The sequence below is a fragment of the Brachybacterium sp. FME24 genome (genome assembly GCF_014897705.1).
GTDB lineage: Bacteria > Actinomycetota > Actinomycetes > Actinomycetales > Dermabacteraceae > Brachybacterium.
In genome coordinates this window covers 254,830-273,761 of sequence record NZ_JABUXV010000006.1, presented here as the reverse complement: position 1 = coordinate 273,761, position 18,932 = coordinate 254,830, and the positions used below count along the sequence as shown (strand labels likewise).

General features: G+C 68.8%; 17 protein-coding genes. 6 read left to right on the top strand and 11 right to left on the bottom strand.

The genetic code is table 11. From position 1 onward, the window contains the following. Positions 1-127: 127 nt before the first annotated feature. Positions 128-919, bottom strand: coding sequence for a GntR family transcriptional regulator (locus tag INT51_RS09180; RefSeq protein ID WP_193104987.1), 792 nt, complete (start codon positions 917-919; stop codon positions 128-130). 363 nt (positions 920-1,282) lie between these two features. Here INT51_RS09180 and INT51_RS09175 point away from each other — a divergent pair, with 363 nt between their 5' ends. From INT51_RS09175 to ppc, 5 genes are all read left to right on the top strand, one after another. Then, positions 1,283-2,212, top strand: coding sequence for a transporter substrate-binding domain-containing protein (locus INT51_RS09175; RefSeq protein ID WP_193104986.1), 930 nt, complete (start codon positions 1,283-1,285; stop codon positions 2,210-2,212). A gap of 85 nt (positions 2,213-2,297) precedes the next feature. Then, positions 2,298-3,104: an ectoine/hydroxyectoine ABC transporter permease subunit EhuC gene (gene ehuC, locus INT51_RS09170; RefSeq protein WP_193104985.1), complete on the top strand. Its 807-nt coding sequence runs from the start codon at positions 2,298-2,300 to the stop codon at positions 3,102-3,104. Next, a complete protein-coding gene (gene ehuD / locus INT51_RS09165) occupies positions 3,101-3,751 on the top strand; it encodes an ectoine/hydroxyectoine ABC transporter permease subunit EhuD (RefSeq protein ID WP_193104984.1) in 651 nt (216 codons plus the stop codon). Before ehuC ends, ehuD begins: the two co-directional genes overlap by 4 nt. Beyond that, the gene (gene ehuA / locus INT51_RS09160; RefSeq protein ID WP_226832135.1) at positions 3,744-4,532 is read left to right on the top strand and encodes an ectoine/hydroxyectoine ABC transporter ATP-binding protein EhuA; all 789 of its coding nucleotides are present in this window, start codon (positions 3,744-3,746) and stop codon (positions 4,530-4,532) included. The genes ehuD and ehuA overlap by 8 nt, the downstream gene beginning before the upstream one ends. 191 nt (positions 4,533-4,723) lie before the next feature. Then, positions 4,724-7,552 carry a phosphoenolpyruvate carboxylase gene (gene ppc / locus INT51_RS09155; protein WP_193104983.1) on the top strand — a complete coding sequence of 943 codons (2,829 nt, stop codon included), beginning with the start codon at positions 4,724-4,726 and terminating at the stop codon, positions 7,550-7,552. 215 nt (positions 7,553-7,767) lie between these two features. On the opposite strand, the gene INT51_RS09150 is transcribed toward ppc, so the two are convergent. The 4 genes from INT51_RS09150 to INT51_RS09135 form a co-directional block, all read right to left on the bottom strand. Continuing rightward, positions 7,768-8,784, bottom strand: coding sequence for an aldo/keto reductase (locus INT51_RS09150; RefSeq protein WP_193104982.1), 1,017 nt, complete (start codon positions 8,782-8,784; stop codon positions 7,768-7,770). Positions 8,785-8,848: 64 nt separating this feature from the next. Beyond that, positions 8,849-9,481: a GNAT family N-acetyltransferase gene (locus INT51_RS09145; protein ID WP_193104981.1), complete on the bottom strand. Its 633-nt coding sequence runs from the start codon at positions 9,479-9,481 to the stop codon at positions 8,849-8,851. Further along, positions 9,478-10,593, bottom strand: a complete 1,116-nt coding sequence (locus INT51_RS09140; protein WP_304502132.1) for an App1 family protein — start codon at positions 10,591-10,593, stop codon at positions 9,478-9,480. Before INT51_RS09140 ends, INT51_RS09145 begins: the two co-directional genes overlap by 4 nt. Before the next feature lie 6 nt (positions 10,594-10,599). Continuing rightward, positions 10,600-11,085: a GNAT family N-acetyltransferase gene (locus INT51_RS09135; RefSeq protein WP_193104980.1), complete on the bottom strand. Its 486-nt coding sequence runs from the start codon at positions 11,083-11,085 to the stop codon at positions 10,600-10,602. Between the two features lie 172 nt (positions 11,086-11,257). Here INT51_RS09135 and INT51_RS09130 point away from each other — a divergent pair, with 172 nt between their 5' ends. Further along, positions 11,258-11,776, top strand: a complete 519-nt coding sequence (locus INT51_RS09130; RefSeq protein WP_193104979.1) for a protein tyrosine phosphatase — start codon at positions 11,258-11,260, stop codon at positions 11,774-11,776. Between the two features lie 72 nt (positions 11,777-11,848). Here INT51_RS09130 and INT51_RS09125 read toward each other — a convergent pair whose 3' ends face one another. The 6 genes from INT51_RS09125 to INT51_RS09100 all read right to left on the bottom strand — a co-directional run bounded on the left by INT51_RS09125 (position 11,849) and on the right by INT51_RS09100 (position 18,929). After that, complete coding sequence (locus INT51_RS09125; protein WP_193104978.1) at positions 11,849-13,198, bottom strand: hypothetical protein; 1,350 nt, start codon at positions 13,196-13,198, stop codon at positions 11,849-11,851. 461 nt (positions 13,199-13,659) lie between these two features. Then, complete coding sequence (gene pgm / locus INT51_RS09120) at positions 13,660-15,297, bottom strand: phosphoglucomutase (alpha-D-glucose-1,6-bisphosphate-dependent) (RefSeq protein ID WP_226832183.1); 1,638 nt, start codon at positions 15,295-15,297, stop codon at positions 13,660-13,662. 170 nt (positions 15,298-15,467) lie between these two features. Then, positions 15,468-16,247: a hypothetical protein gene (locus INT51_RS09115; RefSeq protein ID WP_193104976.1), complete on the bottom strand. Its 780-nt coding sequence runs from the start codon at positions 16,245-16,247 to the stop codon at positions 15,468-15,470. An 85-nt stretch (positions 16,248-16,332) separates the two neighbouring features. Further along, positions 16,333-17,343, bottom strand: coding sequence for an inorganic phosphate transporter (locus INT51_RS09110; RefSeq protein ID WP_193104975.1), 1,011 nt, complete (start codon positions 17,341-17,343; stop codon positions 16,333-16,335). Beyond that, the gene (locus INT51_RS09105; RefSeq protein ID WP_193104974.1) at positions 17,344-17,991 is read right to left on the bottom strand and encodes a DUF47 domain-containing protein; all 648 of its coding nucleotides are present in this window, start codon (positions 17,989-17,991) and stop codon (positions 17,344-17,346) included. Between the two features lie 311 nt (positions 17,992-18,302). Then, on the bottom strand, positions 18,303-18,929 hold the full coding sequence (locus INT51_RS09100) for a hypothetical protein (RefSeq protein ID WP_193104973.1): 627 nt from the start codon (positions 18,927-18,929) through the stop codon (positions 18,303-18,305). Positions 18,930-18,932: the final 3 nt, after the last annotated feature.

Below are 18,932 nucleotides of genomic sequence, written 5' to 3'. Positions count from 1 at the left end.
CATCTCGGAGAAAATCCCAGGAAGATCCTGTCAACGATCTCCTGAATCCAGACACTCTCGTCTCCGCCGATGGAAAAGGCCCCTCACCTGCGACGATGTCGCGGGGGAGGGGCCTTTTCGCGCCTGCTCAGCCCTCGTGGCCGCCGATCGTCGTCCACTCCGGGCCGGAGGTCTCCAGCAGATCGGGATCGCGCACCACATCGGCATCGGCTCCGAAGCGAAGTCGTCCCGCGAGCTCCTGCAGCGATTCGCGCAGGAGGGCGCGCGCCCGGGACCCGTTCCCCTCGGCGAGGGCGTCCAGCAGCGCCTGGTGGGTGGTGGTGAGGTCAGCGCGCACACCGAAGCCGAGCGGATCGGAGAAGCTGCCCATCCGGGTGAGGATCACTATCGTGTTCATCGCCGTGCTCAGGAATCGGTTCCGAGCGATCTCCGCGAGCTGCTGGTGCAGGTCGAGATCGGCGTTGCCGGCCTCGATGACCTCTTCGGCGGCGAGGGCGGCTCGGCTGCGCTCGAGGGACGCACGCAACGGGGCGAGGAGCTCCTCGGCCGCCGCTTCGTGGCCGGACCTGCGCAGGTCCGCGACCCGGTCCGCGACGATCGTGGCGGCCTGCATCTCGATGCCCAGGCGGTAGTCGATGAAATCCGACATGGTCGAGGCGTTCATGCGGGTGACGAACAGGCCGCGCCCGGGGATCTGCGTGAGCAGACCGTCGCGCACCAGTCGCTGACAGGCCTCGCGCAGAGAGGAGCGGGAGATGCCCATCTGCCGGGACACCTGGACCTCGGGGATCGGGTCGCCGGGGCGGAGGTCGCCGTAATAGATGGCATTGCGCAGCTCGAGCTCGGCCTGATCGATGATCGAGGGCCGACGCAGCGGCTGCATCATCGGCAGCTGTACCCGTTCGTGGCGAGACGCCATCGCCATCCTCCTCTTTCCTGCGCGGAGCGCACCATGTCGAGCCATCGTAGAACGGCGTGGACCGTGCGACCGCACCGGACCTCCGGTGCAGTCGTCGGCCTCACTCGACGGCTTCATCCGATGGCTTGTCCCGGGTGGTCCGCCCTCTCCGGGACCGCCTTTCGGAGGCGCGCGCCGTCCCCATGGAGCTCACCTATGAGCGCTGGGCCCGCGGGTCACGACCGCATCACGAAACACCATAGGACCGGAAGGGTGGCCTCGGACACCTATACCGTGGACGGGAATCCGATATCCCGACATCCGATTGTCCGACAACGCCCGTCCGGCCCGGATGTCGATCACCCAGCGAGAGGGAGCACCCCCATGCACAACCGCCGATCATTCTTCCGCGGAAGCGGCCTCGTCCTGTCTGCCGCAGCCCTGGGTGGTGGCCTCGCTGCCTGCAGCCAGACCAGCACCGGCGGTGGCGGTGGCGGTGGGGACGACTCCAGCGATGGCGGCGGGGGTGACCTGCTCTCGAAGCTCCAGGAGGCCGGCACCATCACCGTCGGTTTCGCGGGAGAGGCACCCTACAGCTTCGATGACAACGGCGACCTGACCGGTGCGACCGTGGCCATGCACCGCGAGATCTTCGGCGAGCTCGGCATCGACGAGGTCGTGGGCAAGGTCACCGACTGGAACTCGCTGATCCCGGGTCTGAACGCAGGACAGTTCGACGCGGTCAGCGCCGGCATGTCGATCCTCCCTGAGCGCTGCGCCGAGGCCGCCTTCAGCGAGCCGGAGTTCCAGTACACGACGGCGCTCATGGTGCCCGCCGGAAACCCCGAGGGCCTGGAGAACATGCAGTCCTTCGTCGACTCCGGTCTCACCGTCGCCACCATGAGCGGCGCGATCGAGAGCACCTACGCCACGGACCTCGGACTGGAAAGCATCGAAGTCGGCGGCCCGCAGGATGGCGTGGACGCCGTCACCAGCGGCAACGCTGACGCCTTCGCGCTCACCGCGATCTCGTTGAACTGGCTGGCGGAGAATTCCAACACCGACCTCGAGGTGACGGAGAGCTTCGTCGCCGAGATCGATGGCGTGAAGCAGGTCGGCGCCGGCGGCACGGTCTTCCGCAAGGAGGACACCTCCGTGCTCGACGCCTACAACGAGAAGCTGGCGGAGATCATCAGCGACCCGGAGCGCTACCTCTCGATCGTGGGCGACTTCGGCTTCACCGAGGAGGAGCTGCCCCCGGAGGACATGACCGCCGCGATCCTGTGCGAAGGCGACCTGTCATCCCTTCAGTGAGTCCTGATCCTCGCATCTGTACCGCTCCGGCGCGTCCCCTTCCGGGGCGCGCCGGAGCGGCGCGCACCCAGGAGGTGATCCCCCGATGGACGGTGTGATCGGGTTCTTCGAGCAGCTCGGCCCCAATCTGCAGATCCTCGGCGAGCGGATGCCGCTGATCGTGGAGGGCATCTGGGTCACGGCGCAGGCCACCGCATTGGGTGGGCTGCTCGCCCTCGCGATCTCGATCGTCTTCGGCGTCGCCCAGGTCGCAAAGTACTCCGTCGTGCGCATCATCGCGCGCATCTTCGTGGAGTTCTTCCGTGGCACCTCGCTCGTGGTCCAGCTGTTCTGGCTGGCCTTCGTGCTGCCCCAGCTCCCGTACCCCTTCGGCTGGCAGCTCGCGCCCTTGGCGATCGGCGTGCTGGCGCTGGGACTGAACTACGGAGCCTATGGCGCCGAGGTGGTGCGCGGCTCGATCGGATCGGTGCCCAAGGGGCAGTACGAGGCGATCAGCGCGCTCAGCCTGAGCCCGGTGCGCGGGATGTTCCGGATCATCATCCCGCAGGCCTGGGCGCTGATGATCCCCTCGCTGTCCAACCTGTGGATCCAGCTGCTCAAGGGCAGTGCGATCGTGAGCACGGTGCTGCTGTACGACCTCTACTTCCGTATCGAGCAGGTCCGTGACCAGACCGGCACCTGGTTCGCCTTCCTCTTCGCCCTTCTGGCGTACTACCTCATCGCCTGGGTGATCGTGATCCTCATGAACGCTCTCGAGGTGCGCGCCAAGCACAAGATCGGACGCGGCCCCGCCCTCTCGAAGTCCTGGGGCACGCTGTTCCGGTCGCCGGGGAGCGTCATCACCGAAGGATCGTTGTTCCGAGCGCCGATCTCAGGAGGTGGCAAGGCATGAATCCATCATGGTGGGATTGGGACCACGCCTTCGCCGTCTTCCCGCTGCTGCTGGAAGGCTTCAAGATCACGCTGCTGGCGACCGTGCTCGGCACCCTCATCGCCGTCGTCCTGGGCCTGGTCGTCGCGATCATCCGGCGGATCGCGCCGGGAATCATCCGCACTCCGGTGACCTGGGTCGTCGAGTTCATCCGGATGACGCCGCTGGTGGTCCAGCTGGTGTTCGCCAATCTGGTGCTGTCGCCGTACATCGACTCGACGCTCGCGATCGGCATCTGGGTGCTCGGCATCCACTACACGACCTATATGGCCGAGGTGTACCGCGCCGGCATCGACTCCGTCGCCAAGGGTCAGTGGGAGGCGGCCACCGCGCTCTCGCTCCCGCAGTCCCGCACCTGGCGGGCGGTCGTCATCCCGCAGGCGATCCGCAACACTCTGCCGGCACTGGGCAACTACGCCATCTCCATGTTCAAGGAGACCCCGTTCTTCGTGGTCATCTACATCCCGGAGATGGTGCGGGTCGCCCAGACCTACGGCGGGGACACGTTCCGGTACACCGAGTCGATCACGCTGGCCGGCCTGATCTTCCTCGCCGCCAGCTACCCGACATCCCTCCTGATCCGACGACTGGAGAAGAAACTTGCCTGAGAACACTGCGCACCCCGAGTCGCCCCACATCGAGTTCCGCGACGTGGTCAAGAGGTTCGGCGACAACACCGTGCTGAACGACCTCAACTTCACCGTCTCGAAGGGCGAGCGAGTCACCCTGATCGGGCCCTCCGGGTCCGGAAAGACGACCATCCTGCGCCTGGTGATGACACTCGAGGAACTCACCGGCGGGTATATCCACGTCGGCGGCGAGCCGCTGCAGTACGACGAGAAGGGCGGCAAGCGCCTGCGCGTCGACGACAAGCAGCGCCGCCGGACCACCACCCAGATCGGGATGGTGTTCCAGCACTTCAACCTGTTCCCGAACATGTCGGTGCTGGAGAACATCATCGAGGCGCCCGTGCACGTCATGGGGCTGTCCAAGGCCGAGGCGGTCACCAAGGCCGAGGGCCTGCTGGAGAAGGTGGGAATGGGCGAGAAGAGGGACTTCAACCCCTCGCAGCTCTCCGGCGGTCAGCAGCAGCGCGTGGCGATCGCCCGAGCCCTGGCGATGGACCCTGAGATCCTGCTGCTGGATGAGGTCACCTCCGCGCTGGATCCGGAGCTGGTGGGCGAGGTGCTCGGCGTCCTCAAGGACATCGCCGCCGAGACCGACATCTCGATGCTGATCGTCACCCACGAGATGCAGTTCGCCAAGGAGGTCTCCGATCGCGTGATGATGTTCGACCAGGGGTCGATCGTCGAGGAGGGCAAGCCGGACCTGATCTTCAGCGAGCCCGAGAACCAGCGCACCCGGGACTTCCTGCGCGCGGTGCTCTGACACGGGGTCCATCGGCCGACGGGGAGATGCGCTCGTGCATCCCGTCGGCCGTGCCCCGTCTCGTCCGCTGACTGTCCCGCGCCGTGCTGCCGGAGGCCGTCACGGTAGTCTGTGCCCGTTCGTTCCGCGCCGAGGCGGTCGCCCCAGCTGTCGGCGGCCGCTGCGTGGCGCCGCCGACCCCAGGAGGCCCCGTGCCAGATTCTGACGCCATTGCCGTCCCGACCTTGACGAGTGAGTTCCCCGTCGTCGGTGACGACCCCCATATCGATGCACCCCTGCGTGCCACCGTCCGCCGGCTCTCGACGCTGTTGGGCCGCACTCTCGCCGATCAGCATGGACAGGAGCTGCTGGACCTCGTCGAGCAGGTCCGCAAACTGACCAAGGATGCGAAGTCCTCGGATTCCGGGGCCGAGGCGCGCGACGTCCAGGACCGCCTGGCCGAGCTCCCGCTCGAGCAGGCGACCGCGCTCACCCGCGCCTTCGCCCAGTACTTCCTGCTGGCCAATGCCGCAGAGCAGGTGTACCGGGTGCGTTCTCTGCGTGAGCGACCCGCCTCGGAGTCGTGGGTCCCGCGCACCGTCGCGGCGGTCCACGAGTCGGTCGGGCCCCAGGGCCTGCAGGAGGCGGTCGACTCGCTCGACGTGCGTCTGATCTTCACCGCGCACCCCACCGAGGCGTCGCGCCGGGCCGTGCTGACCAAGCTCCGCAAGATCTCGGACATCCTGGAACGGGACACCGACGAGGGCACCGCCGAGCGGCGTCGGCAGGACCACCTGCTCTCGGAGCTCATCGAGTCGCTGTGGCAGACCGACGAGCTGCGTCGGCAGCGCCCGACCCCGCAGGACGAGTCGCGCAACGTGCTCTACTACCTGAGCCAGCTGTATCGCCAGACCATGCCCGACTTCCTCGACGACCTGCGCGAAGAGCTGCGAGCTCACGGTGCCGACCTGCGCGAGCGCCAGGTGCCCCTGCGGTTCGGCTCGTGGATCGGCGGCGACCGCGACGGCAACCCGTATGTCACCGCCGAGGTCACCCGCGAGGTCCTCCAGCTCCAGGCCGAGACCGCGGTCGAGCTCGCCGTCGACGTCATCTCCGAGCTCATCGGCGATCTGTCGATCTCGAGCGAGCTGACCGGTGAGGACGAGGAGCTGCGCGCGAGCGTGGCCGCGGACCTCGCCTTCGAGTCCGAGGTCGACGAGGTCCAGCAGCGGATGTTCGAGCAGGAGCCGTACCGGCTCAAGCTCGGCACCATGCGGGCCAAGCTCAAGGCCACCGGGGAGCGGATCCGCACCGGTGCATCGCACGTGCACGGCAAGGACTACTACGACAGCGAGGAGCTGCAGGACGACTTCGGCGTGCTGCGCGCCGCGCTGGGTCGCCACGGCGGTCATCGTGCCGCCGATGGTGCGATCGCGGTCGCTCAGCAGGTCCTGGCCGGATCCGGCCTGAACCTCGCCATCCTCGATGTGCGCGAGCACTCGGAGAAGCACCACGAGGTGCTGGCCCGACTCTTCGACCGTGTCGGGGAACTGGACCGCCCCTACGCCGAGCTCAGCCGTGCCGAGCGCACCAAGGTGCTGGCCGCCGAGCTCGCGAGCCGTCGCCCGCTGGTCGGCACGTCGCTCGCCGAGGACGAGACGATCCTGGACGATGCCACGCGCACCACGTACAAGGTGTTCGGGGAGATCCGTGACGCCCATCGTCGGTACGGACCCTCCTCGATCGAGACCTACATCGTCTCGATGACCCACGGTGCCGACGACATCCTCGCCGTCGCCCTGCTGGCGCGGGAAGCCGGCCTGGTCACCCTGCCCGGCGGTGAGGAGAACCGCTCGGACATCAGCTTCGCGCCCCTGCTGGAGGAGGTCGCTGAGCTGCGTCACGCCGGCGAGATCCTCGACGAGCTGCTGAGCGACCCCTCCTACCGGGAGATCGTGCGCCTGCGCGGCGACTTCCAGGAGGTCATGCTCGGCTACTCCGACGGCAACAAGGACTCCGGGGTGATCACCAGCCAGTGGGAGATCCACCAGGCGCAGCGCCAGCTGCGTGACGCTGCGGCCCGCCACGGGGTCACCCTGCGCCTCTTCCACGGCCGCGGCGGTTCCGTCGGCCGTGGCGGCGGTCCCACCTACGACGCGATCCTGGCCCAGCCGTACGGCGTGCTCGAGGGCGAGATCAAGTTCACCGAGCAGGGCGAGGTCATCTCCGACAAGTACACGTTGCCCACGCTGGCCCGGGAGAACCTGGACCTGTCGCTGGCCGCTGTGCTCGAGGGCTCGGCGCTGCACACGTCCCCGCGCACTCCGGAGAAGCAGCTCGACCACTTCGGCGATGTCATGCAGAAGGTCTCCGACGCCTCCTATGCGCGCTATCGCACGCTGGCCGACGACCCGGACCTGCCCGAGTACTTCGTGACCTCGACGCCGGTCGAGCAGCTCGGTGACCTGAACATCGGATCCCGTCCCTCCAAGCGCGCCACCTCCGAGAAGGGGCTGGACGGGCTGCGGGCGATCCCCTGGGTGTTCGGCTGGACCCAGTCACGGCAGATCGTGCCGGGCTGGTTCGGCGCGGGTTCCGGTCTCAAGGCCGCCCGTGAGGCCGGGCTCGAGCCTGACCTCCACGACATGCTGCGCAATTGGCACTTCTTCCGCACCGTGATCAGCAACGTCGAGATGACGCTGGCGAAGACGGACATGCAGATCGCCGCGCACTACGTCCACTCCCTGGCGCCGGAGCGACTGTGGCCGCTCTTCGAACGCATCAAGGCGGAGTACGAGCTCTCGGTCGCCGAGATCGAGCGCCTCACCGGGGTGCTGGGCTTGCTGGACAACCAGCCGGTGCTCAAGCGCACGCTCGCCGTGCGCGACCGCTACCTGGATCCGATCTCGTACATGCAGGTCGCGATGCTGCAGCGAGCCCGGGCCGTCACCGCGGCCGGTGGCGAGCTGGAGCCGGACCTGCAGCGTGCCCTGCTGACCACCATCAACGGTGTGGCCGCGGGCCTGAAGAACACCGGCTGATCCGGTCCCGCCGACGGGGAAGGCCCCCGACGATCCTGGTGATCGTCGGGGGCCTTCCCCGTACCCGGCCCGCGGCGGCCTCCGTGCCGTCGAGTGCGACCTTGGGCACGATATGAGGACGGTTCGCTCATCGAGTGCGACCTTGGGCAGGTCTTGCGCGAAGCACAGTGTGCCGTGCGTCGCAAGGGGTGGCCGAGGGGTCGGAGGGGGAGCGCTCAGCGCCCCGTGCCATCGATCGCGAACCTGTCGATGCGCGTGAGCTCCTCGTCGGTGAAGGCGAGGTTCTCGAGCGTGGCGACGTTCTGCTCGAGCTGATGCACCGAGGAGGCCCCGACCAGGGAGGTCGTCACGGTCGGGTTGCGCAGCGTCCAGGCGAGGGCGAGCTGGGCGAGGCTCTGGCCGCGCGCATGGGCGATCTCCGTGAGGCTGCGGGCGCGGGTCTGGTAGTCGGGTTCGTGGACCTGGCGTTCCGTGAGGGACCCTCCCGCGCCGCTCGCCCGGGAACCGTGCGGGACTCCGGACATGTACTTGCTGGTCAGCAGGCCCTGCTGCAGCGGAGAGAAGGCGGCCAGCCCGATGCCCAAGTCCTCGGCGACCTCCACGAGACCGTTCTCGATGTGCCGGTTGAACATCGAGTAGGACGGCTGGTGGATGAGCAGCGGCGTCCCGAGATCGGCGAGGATCTCGGCCGCCTGCCGGGTCCGTTCCGGGGAGTAGTTCGAGATGCCGACGTACTGCGCTCTGCCGCTGCGCACCGCGTGGTCCAGCGCCGCCATGGTCTCCTCGAGCGGCGTCTCGGGATCCTCACGATGGTGATAGAAGATATCGACGTGACCCAGGCCGAGCCGACGCAGCGACTGGTCCAAGGAGTTCAACAGGTACTTGCGGGAGCCGCCGTCCCCGTACGGCCCCGGCCACATCCGGTACCCGGCTTTGGTGGAGACCACGATCTCGTCGCGGTGATGGCCGAAGTCCTGCGCGAGGATCCGACCCACGTGGGTCTCGGCGCTGCCCGGAGGCGGGCCGTAGTTGTTGGCCAGATCGAAATGGGTCACGCCGAGATCGAAGGCACGGCGGACGATCGAGCGCAGGGTCTGCGGTTCACGGTCCTCGCCGAAGTTCTGCCAGAAGCCCAGTGAGATCGGAGGCAGCTGCACGCCGGACCGGCCCACCCGCCGGTAGGTGGTGTCGGCATAGCGGGTGGGGGACGGGACGAAGGCATCGGTGCTCATGCCGTCAGTTTAGTGGTCCACGCCACGAACGACGATGGGCCGTGCAGGTCAAGAGCCGTGCAGGTCAAGACGTGCGCAGAGGTCGCTCCATCAGATCCATCCCGAGGCCCTGGACCTGCAGCCACTCGGGGTCGCCGGGGAAGGGCACCGCCGCGCCCGTGCGCAGGAATCCATGCCGCTCGTACCAGGCGTGCAGCTCTGTCCGGGACTGCAGGACCTGAATCATCAGCACGTCGACCCCGGCCTGGCCCAGAAGGTCGGCCTGGCTCTCGAGGAGCCGACCGCCCAGACCGCGGGACTGGGCCGACGGGTGCACGGCGAACAGTCCCAGTTCGGCGCGGATGGTGCCGGCGTCGTCGGCCGGGTCCTGGCGGGTGTAGCAGCAGCCGACAAGGCTGGTCCCGGAGGTCCCAGCGGACTCAGCGGCCCCGGAGGTCCCAGCGTCGGCCTCCTCGGCCCCAGGGCTCTCGGGCTCTCGTTCCGTCGCTTCGAGTTCGGCGACCAGCAGGGTCACCGCCGGGTCGGCGAGCATGCCGCGGACCTCGTCGGCATGAGTCCGGGAGCCGCTGACCAGGTGGGCCTCCGTGGTCCAGCCGCCTTCACCGCGGTACGCGGCCTGCGCCAGGTCCACGATCTCGACGACGTCGGCCTCGCCTGCCCGACGGATCGTGAGGGAAGTGGACGAGGGCGTGGTCAAGAGATCACCTCGATGCGTTGCAGGGCGGCCAGCAAGCCGTGCCCGTCGGGCGCCATCACCGTCAGGGGTGCATCGTCCCCGCGATGGCGCTGCTCGAGCGGGCGCAGGGTGCCGTGAGCCAGCAGCTGCTCCGATTCGGTCAGCTGGCGGATCACGATCGCCTCGACCAGCTCGGGGTGCTCAGCGGCGAAGTCCGCGTAGATCGACGGGTCGTGCTGGCCGTCGTCGCCCACGAGGATCCAGCGCATCTGCGGGAACTCCTCGGCGAGCTGCCGCAGGGCGCGCTCCTTGTGCTGGCGGCCGGAGCGGAAGAATCCGGTGTTGGTGGGGCCCCAGTCGGTCAGCAGCAGGGGGCCGTGGGGGTAGCCGTTCTTGTACAGGAACCGTTTGAGCACGGGAAACACGTTCCAGGCGCCCGTGGACAGGTACACCACGGGCAGCGAGGAGTACTGGCGGATGAGTCGCTGGTAGAGCATCGGCATGCCCGGCACCACCTGGCGGGAGGACTGGTGGACCACGAAGGCGTTCCAGAACGCGAGCAGGGGCCTGGGCAGCCAGGTCACCATCACGGTGTCATCGATATCGCTGACCAGGCCCACTGTCGCCTCGGGAGGGACGACGGTGATGTCGGCGGTGACTTCGTTGCCGGGGACGGTCCACAGCACGGCCTGGTGATCACCGGGCTCGAGGTCGACGTCGAGCACGGCGTCGACGATCCCGGAGCGGTCCGCGCGCACGCTGAGCTCGCGCTCACCGATCCGGATGTGGACAGAACGGTTCGGGGCGACCTGGCTGGCGAAGTTCCGCCAGCCGCGCACGGCCATGGTGCGCATGTCGTGGACCGGTTGGTCATGGAAGTCGGCAGGCGTACCCGGGGAGGCATAGAGAAGCTTCGCCAGCACGCGTACCCGCTGGGAGGAACCGTAGCCGTGGAACGGCTGGAGTCGCAGGTCCCAGTGCAGCCGGCGCAAGGCGCTGCCGACGGTGACGTTCTTGACGTCCTCGAGCCGGGCGGCCCAGTGCGGACGCCCGCGATCCGCTCGCGAGCCGACCGTGCGCAGCACGGAGCGGGGCGAGGGGACGCGGGCAGCGACGCGACGAGTGATCGACACCGGGCCTCAGAGGCCGCGGGACATCTTCAGCCAGGCACCGTCGGGGTCGTCCTCGATGATCTCCCACCGGTCTCCGGTGTCCTCGAAGCCGAGCGCCCCGTACAGGGACTGCGCGGCATCGTTGCGGGGACCGACGTAGAGCGTGACGGTATCCGCCTCGTCCTCGCGAGCCCAGTCGAAGACTGCTTCGGCGAGCTTCTGGGCGATACCGCCCTTTCGGGAGCTCGGCAGCACCCACATCGCTTGGAGCTCGCGTTCGTTGGCGGGGGAATCGCCCTCGTGGCGCACGGCGACGACTGCCACCGGTTGGCCGGACTCGACGGCGAGGAACCAGGCGGCCTCGCGGACGCGCTTCTTCCAGATGGAGTCCTCGTAGGTCGACTCCTTCTCCCAGCTCTGCCCGAAGGCCGAGGGGTCGGTGCTGAGAGACCGGAGACGGATCTCGCGCACGAGCGACCAGTCGTCGTCGTGGGCGCGGATGATTTCGGCCATGGCTGTCCTCCTGAGCCGGTGTTGCGTGGTCACGGGCCATGATGCCCTGGCGAACACGCCCTGGCGAATGTGCGCATGCGGGGCCCGAGGCGCCGTATGCGCGGTCAACAGCATTGTAGGGGCCATGGCGATTCAGTGCTCACCTCGTCCCCATCATTGACACAATGGGAGCATGTCTTCCCTTCGCGTCCTCACCGTCTGCACCGGCAACGTGTGCCGCTCCCCGGCTGCCGCTGTGATGCTGCGCGAAGCGATCCGAGAGGCCGGGCTCGCGGACAGGGTCGAGGTCGGCTCGGCGGGCACCAGCTGGGAAGCCGAGGGGATGCCGATGGACGAGCGCACCGAGCTCTCGCTCGAGCGCTCCGGCTATGCGCGGCCCTTCGAGCACACTGCCCGGACCATCCACCTCACCGAGCTGCTCGCCTGGGACCTGGTGCTGCCGATGACCGTCGAGCATGCGCAGCTGCTGCGGCGGATGGCCGAGCAGACGCCCGACGGGAAGAGCGCCCCCGAGATCGCCCTGTGGCGCCGATTCGATCCGGAGGTGTCCAAGGATGCGCCGGAGACGGAGATCGCCGTCCGGGACCCCTGGTACGAGGGCCAGGCGGCATTCGACCGCACGATCGTGGAGATGCTCCGGAGCGTGCCGACGCTCATCACGCATGTGCAGCACACGCTGGAGACCCGCTAGGAAGAACCTGTCCGGGCTCCGTTCGCGGTGGCCGGGTGCGCAGATGCGGACCCGGCCGGGCCGAGGGTCTGCTCAGGAACCTGGACGCTTGGTGGAGCCATTGCCGGCGGAACGCCGACTGTGCCATGTTGCGCCGACGAAACCGGCGGTGGTCAGGAAGCCGATGCCGAGGGCGATCACGAGGACCTGCTGCATTCGACCGAACGCGGAATCAGAATCCTGCGAAGAGATCGTGTTGAGCAGCTGGACGATCGGGCCGCCCTCCTGCTGAATCGCGATCGGCCGGGGTTCCCGTGCCGGCTCGGGATCCGCTTCGGGACTCCGGGAATCGGTGCCCGCACCGCTCGCCTCGGTCGACTCCGACTCCTGCGACGTATCGCTGGGGCCCTGATCGGTGATCGGTGCTGCCGGTGCGGCGCTGTCGTTCTCAGGCTCGGGCTCGGTCGTCTCCTGCACGGGTTCCGCTTCCTGGGCGGGTTCGACCGGCGGTGGTGCCTGTTCCGTGGCGGGCTTCGATGCCGGCGACGTGGAGTCACCTTCGGGCTCGGGCTCGGGCTTGACCTCGGGCCCGATGGTCGGGGGCTCCTGCTGAACCGGTTCCTCGGTCTCGGGGGGCTTGGTCGGGAGACTCGCGTCGCCCTCATCCGGGGTCGTGTCTTCCGTCGGCTCCTCCGGCGGAGTGGACTCCGTGGGCTCTTCCGGGGGAGTGGACTCCTCCGGCGGAGTGGACTCCGTGGGGTCCTCCGAGGGAGTGGACTCCTCCGGCGGTGCGGGGGAGGGCGGAGTCGTCGAGGGCTCGCCCGACGTGGAGTCTGTCGGCTCTGTCGACTCCTCCGGAGTCGTGGTGGCGCTCTGTGCTGGAACAGTCACCGGGTCACCAGTGCCCCCAGCCTCGGTCTCCTCGTCGGAGGGGGCGTCTTCGGTGGGGCTCGGCTCTTCGGTGGGGCTCGGCGACGTGCTCGCGTCTTCGGTGGAGCTCGCGGGCTCGCTCTCCTCGTCAGTCTGGTCCCCGGTGGAGCTCTCCTCCTCTGCGGGCTGGCCCGTGTCCGTGGAGCACTCTTCGTCGGCGCTCTGAAGCAGGCGGGGGACGAGGCCGCACTCGGGGTCGTTCGTGCCGGGCTCCTCGGGCGGTGCCGTGTCCTCGGGCGCCGTCGCGTCCTCTGTGGGGGTGGCGTCCTCGACCGGATCGTCGGCCGAAGGCTCGGCGGCGTCGGGGTCAGTTTCCGGGGCGACGGGCTCCGGGTCTGACGTGACAGCTTCCGGATCAGAAGCATCTGCCTCTGCATCGGGCGTCGGATCGTCGATCTCGGCCGTCTCGGTGGCGGTTTCGGAAGGGGCGACGGACTCTGCCAGAGCGGGCAGCGAGGCCAGGGGGAGGGAGACAGCAAGCGCTGCGGAGCAGGCGCAAAGTCGTGTTCGCAAGCGCATAGGCAATGTCCCCCCTTTCCTGGTCGCGTGATGAGTGACTGTGGTCGGCGTCATGTCGGGTGGGTCCGACGGAGCATATTACCCTACCGAAGCTTTACCTTCGGTAGCCATGCTCCAGGTTCGGGGGCGGTGGGCGCAAGGGCGCTGTGCATGGCGCCACGCAGGCGTGACGTACGCTATGTTGACCGCGATTTGGCCATTCCTTGACCGTCGACCTGCGGAAACGTTGCCCGATGCGCGCTCTCTGCGTTCTTCCTCGAAAATGCCGGTGCATTGTGGAGGAAGGGTCTGAACAGCGGTGACGATCCAGTAACCCTCGATCCTGCCCGTCAGCGGTGCGATCGTCTCCTCGCGCGGAGAGCCCGGCACGACCTGATCCTGCGGCCGGAAGGGGGTGAATCGACCGGGGGCGGGATCGGATGCGATGCGAAGGAACCGGGCCCTCGCGGCGGAGCTCAGTCGGCGAGCACACCGTCCACGAGGGACTTCGCCGCCTCCTGCACCTCGCCCAGATGCTCCTCACCACGGAACGACTCGGCGTAGATCTTGTAGACGTCCTCGGTGCCGGAGGGGCGAGCCGCGAACCAGGCGGACTCCGTGGAGACCTTCAGGCCGCCGATCGCGCCGCCCGAGGGTGCCTCGGTGATCGCGGAGACGATCGGTTCGCCGGCCAGTTCGGTGGCCGTCACCTGGTCGGGGCTGAGCGCCTTGAGCTTCGCCTTCTGCGCGCGATCTGCCGGCGCGTCGAGGCGGGCGTAGGCGCTGGAACCGAACTCCTCGATCAGCTCCGCGTGCAGCGCACTGGGGGAGCGCCCCGTGACCGCGAGCATCTCCGAGGCCAGCAGGGCGAGGATGATGCCGTCCTTGTCGGTCGTCCACACGGAGCCGTCATGGCGCAGGAACGACGCTCCCGCGCTCTCCTCGCCCCCGAAGCCGACCGAGGAATCGATCAGGCCGGGCACGAACCACTTGAAGCCGACAGGGACCTCGTACAGATCCCGGCCCAGGGAGCCGACGACACGGTCGATGAGGCTCGAGGAGACCACCGTCTTGCCGACCTTCGCGCCGGCGGGCCAGCTCGGGCGATGGGCGAACAGGTACTTGATCGCGGTGGCGAGATAGTGGTTGGGGTTCATCAGGCCGCCGTCAGGGGTGACGATGCCATGACGGTCAGAATCCGGATCGTTGCCGGTGGCGATGTCGAACTCGGAGCGCTTCTCGAGCAGCGAGGCCATCGCCCATGGGCTCGAGCAGTCCATCCGGATCTTCCCGTCCCGGTCCAGCGTCATGAACGACCACTGCGGATCCACCTCGGGATTGACCACGGTGAGGTCCAGGTCGTGCAGCTCGCCGATCTCGGCCCAGTAGTCCACGGCGGCGCCGCCCAGGGGGTCCGCGCCGATCCGGACACCGGCCCGCCGGATCGCCTCGATGTCCACGACGTTCGTCAGGTCCTGCACGTAGGTGTGGAGGTAGTCGTAGCGACCCGCGTCCTGCAGGGCCTTCTGGCGGCCGTGGCGACGCACGCCCCGCAGCCGGTCGGTCAGCAGCTCGTTGGCCCGGTCGGCGATCCAGGTGGTCGCGTCCGAATCCGCCGGGCCCCCGTGGGGCGGGTTGTACTTGAAGCCACCGTCGCGCGGGGGATTGTGGCTGGGGGTGACGACGATGCCGTCGGCCCGGCCGGGGTCGTTCGCGGAGCGGCTGCGGTTGTGCACGAGGATCGCGTGGGACACCGCGGGGGTCGGCGTGTAACCGTCCATCGTGTCGACCTGCGCGGAGACATCGTTGCCGGCCAGCACCTCCAGAGCGGTGTCGAAGGCCGGGCGCGAGAGGGCATGGGTGTCACGGCCGATGAACAGGGGGCCGCGGATGCCCTGGCCGGCGCGGTACTCGACGATCGCCTGGGTGGTCGCGGCGATGTGGTCCTCGTTGAACTTGGTATCCAGCGAGGAGCCGCGGTGCCCGGAGGTGCCGAAGGAGACGGCCTGCTCGGGATCGGAGGCGTCGGGGTGGAGATCGTAATAGGCGTCCAGGAGGGCGTCGACGTCGACGAGATCCTCCGGAAGGGCCTTCTGGCCTGCACGGGGGTGCATGATCATCACTCCATCCTCGGTTGCGGTGTGTGGCGCCACTCTAGGTCAGAGGTGGGCCAGGCACGCTGCGAGGGGTCGATCGCTGAGATGGCGAGGGATGAGGGGGTGACGACCGACGGTGGGCGACGGGAGCGAGGGGTGGTGGCGCGAGGCAGCGGGGAGCGCCCGGCTCAGGTGCGACGGCTCCGTACCAGCAGGAGGATGCCGACCACGGTGAGCACGAGCCCCACCAGCCCGGAGACGATGCCGATGATCGGCCCGATCAGCATCGGAGCGGCGACCTTGAACAGGCTGTACGGGCCCAGGTACGCGGGAGCGTCGGTGCCGGTGCAGGAGACCGTCACGGTGGTGTCCTCGAGCACGGCTACACCCAGGACCTGATCGTACTGGGAGCCGTCACCGAAGGTGACGGAGCCGGAGGTCGGCACGGTGCTGACCGCACCGGAGGCCTCGCCCTCAGCGGTGCACTGCGCCCCGGCGGCATCCTCCGAGGGGACGTAGAGGATCAGCATCTCGTTGGCAGCCACCTCGTACTGGCCGGATCCGCCTTCGATCACTTCGGGCCCGGCCGAGGTGTCGCCGACCAAGGAGCTGAATGACCAGACGAGGCCGCCGATGGTCGCGGCCGGCGCGATGATCAGCAATAGCGCGAGCCCGATCAGGAGGGGCCAGAGCCCGCGGCGCCGGTGCGGCACCGCGGAAGCGGGCGGTTGCGGAGGCAGTGGGCCGGAGACCGGGGTGTATGCGTCAGGGCCCGAGGGGGCGCCGGCGCCGAACGAGGATCCGTGAGGGCTGCCGTCGGGAGAGCTCGATGAGGGAGTCGCGGTGCCCGAGGCCCCGAACGCACCGCCCGAACCCGCCGAGGGGCCGGAATCGGGTCCCGCCGGACCGGGAAGCCCGTACATGGGTCGCTTCCGCGGGGCGGGAGTAGTGGACTCACCGTCGGACATCAGCTCTCCTTCATCTCGGGCGCACCCAGGATAGCGGTCCTACCTTCGAGGAGGCCGAGCGCGCGGATCGGCGCCCGACGATGCGTCACCCCAGTTCGAGCAGCACCCCGGCCAGTGCCGCGCCGAGCACGGCGGTCGCGAGCGGCGTCGCCAGCCAGACGAGGACCATGGTGCGCGCGACCGGCCAGCGCACGTGGCGCGGGCCCATCGCGACGCCAGCGCCGACCACGCTCGAGGCGAGGCCGTGCGAGGAGGAGACCGGGGAACTCAGGCCGAAGATCGCCACCGACATGGAGATCACCGCGGAGGACTCTGCCGCCAGGCCCTGTGCGGTGGAGAGATCCGTGAGGCGACGGCCGATCGTGCGGATGATCCGGTGACCACCGAGGAGGGTTCCTGCCGCCATGGCGATCGCCACCGGGACCAGCACCATCAGCGAGGCCCCCGGGGACAGATCCGAGACCGAGCATGCGATGACGATCACGGCCAGCGGGAGACGGGAATCGCTGAGCCCGTGCCCGGTGGCCACCGCCCCGGCGGAGACGGTCTGGGCGAAGCGCAGATGCCCGACGCGCAGGCGCTCGTTGCGGGCCAGCGCAAGGATTCCCTGCATGACCAGATACGCCAGGAGCACGGCGATGACGGGCCCGACGATCGAGGCGACCAGGATCGCTGCCAGCCGATCCCAGGCGGCGGCCGCGCCGATCGCCAGCGAGGCTCCGAGGGCGGCCCCGTAGAAGGCATGCCAGGTAGACGACGGCATCCCGATCCACCAGGTCAGGACCTCCCAGGCCAGGACGGCCAGCAAGATAGCGACCAGCCCGGCCCCGAGCACGTCCGGTGCGCCGGAGGTCTCCTCCATCAGGCGCCCCAGGCCCAGCAGTCGCAGAGCCCAATCGGCGGTCACCGTCAGCAGCAGCATGCCGAGCAGGGCCCCGAGCAGGTTCAGGATCGCCGCCATCGCCAGCGCTGTTGACTCCTTCAGCGAGCGGGTGGTGATCGCCGTGGACACCGCACTGGAGGCATCGTGGAAACCGGTGTAGAACGCCAGCACCAGCGCCAGCACGACGACCAGCGCGAGCAGAGCCGGCGACACTCAGGCGTCCTTGACGCGCAGCAGGTCCGCGAGGCGGGCGGTGCGCTCCTGCAGAGCGACGGTGCGACCCACGGACTCGGTCACGTCGTGCAGGGGGAGCAGCTCGGTGGTGGCCCCGCCGCGTGAGTAGAGCTCACCGAGGCACTGGCGCACCAGGCGGTCGCCCTGGCGCTTGAGCTTGCGGATCTGCGGGTAGTAGTCGCCCAGATCCCGCACGCGGTTCAGTGACCAGGTCGCCGCCACGGTGAGCTCCGCGGCGCGTTCGATGCCCTTGGCCGCCTCGAGCAGCGGGGTGGGCAAGGCGCCGACGCGCGAGAGGACCAGCAGCTCAGCGGTGTTCTCCATGGAATCGACGGTATCGGCGATGGTCAGCGCGAGGTCATAGAGCAGCTCCGCCTCGTTCGGCGTGATCAGGGACTGCGCAAGACGCTGGGAGATGCGTCGGCACAGCTCCTCGGCGCGGGTGGACTGGTCGTGCACCTTCGGGGCGATGCGGGTGCGCTCGCGATAGCCGTGGCCCAGCAGCTTGGAGTGGGTGTCGGTGGCCTGGACGAGGAGTTCGGCGAGCTCGCCGAACAGATCGTTCATCGGGCGTTCGACCCGACGTGGGAAGAGCTGCACCACCCCAGGTCCCCTCCTTGCGCCCATGGCGGTGTACCGCCGGCCTGCGAGCCCGGGTGAGGGGTGCCGGCCTGCTCGTGATGTTGGTGCGCCGGACCGGGATGCGCCTGTCGGCGCGAAGGCCGCTCGAAGCGGCAAATGTTGGAGCCCGGGGCAACCGCGGCCCGACGCCCGTTCATCGTAGGGCACGGTGGTCGGGTGGATCCAGCCGGGGCCGTCCCCGGCATGGCAAGTGCCACGTCGGGAATATGTCGGGAATACATGAGTAACTCGGCGGGAACACGTCGGGACGGCGCCGAGAACACGGCACTACGTCGAGAACAACGGTGCGCAGACAGTCAGTCCAGGCGCCCGGACTCGGCGTGCCGAGCTGCCGCGGCGAGCTCTTCCCCGGTGCTGAGCAGGCGCTCCGCCTGGCGGGTGCGGTCGGGGTCTCGGTCGTCGTCGGCCAGCTGGGCGGTGCCATGGGCCACGATCGTGGCCACCGCACCGGCCCGGGTCAGGGCGAGGCCGAGGTCTCCGGTGAAAGCACCGCGCAGGATGTCGTCCATCGTGCGCTGGACCTGCGCGACGTCCGGCGGCTCCGCGAAGCCGGAGAGGTAGCGCAGGCCGGGGATGGTGCGTGAACCGGCCCGATAGCGGTACACGACGTCCTCCCCGTGGAGCTGCACCCACGTGTGCAGCACGTACAAGCGCCACAGCGCACCGGGCAGGGTCGTGGCGGGAGAACCTGACCAGAGGGCGGCCAGGTCCGACAGGCCGTCGTCGGCGGCGAGACGCAGCACCCGCTCGACGACCTCCGGATCCGAGCTGTGGAACACTCCGTCCAGCAGTGCCTGGGCCGAGTCATGGGCCAGCTCCGTCGAGGTCGACGGGTCGGGGTCGCCGGGGATGGCCTCCGCCGTGGCGGGGAACAGGGGTGCCGGACGGCGGAAGCGGGGGGTACTGGATCCGGGGGAGGACATGGA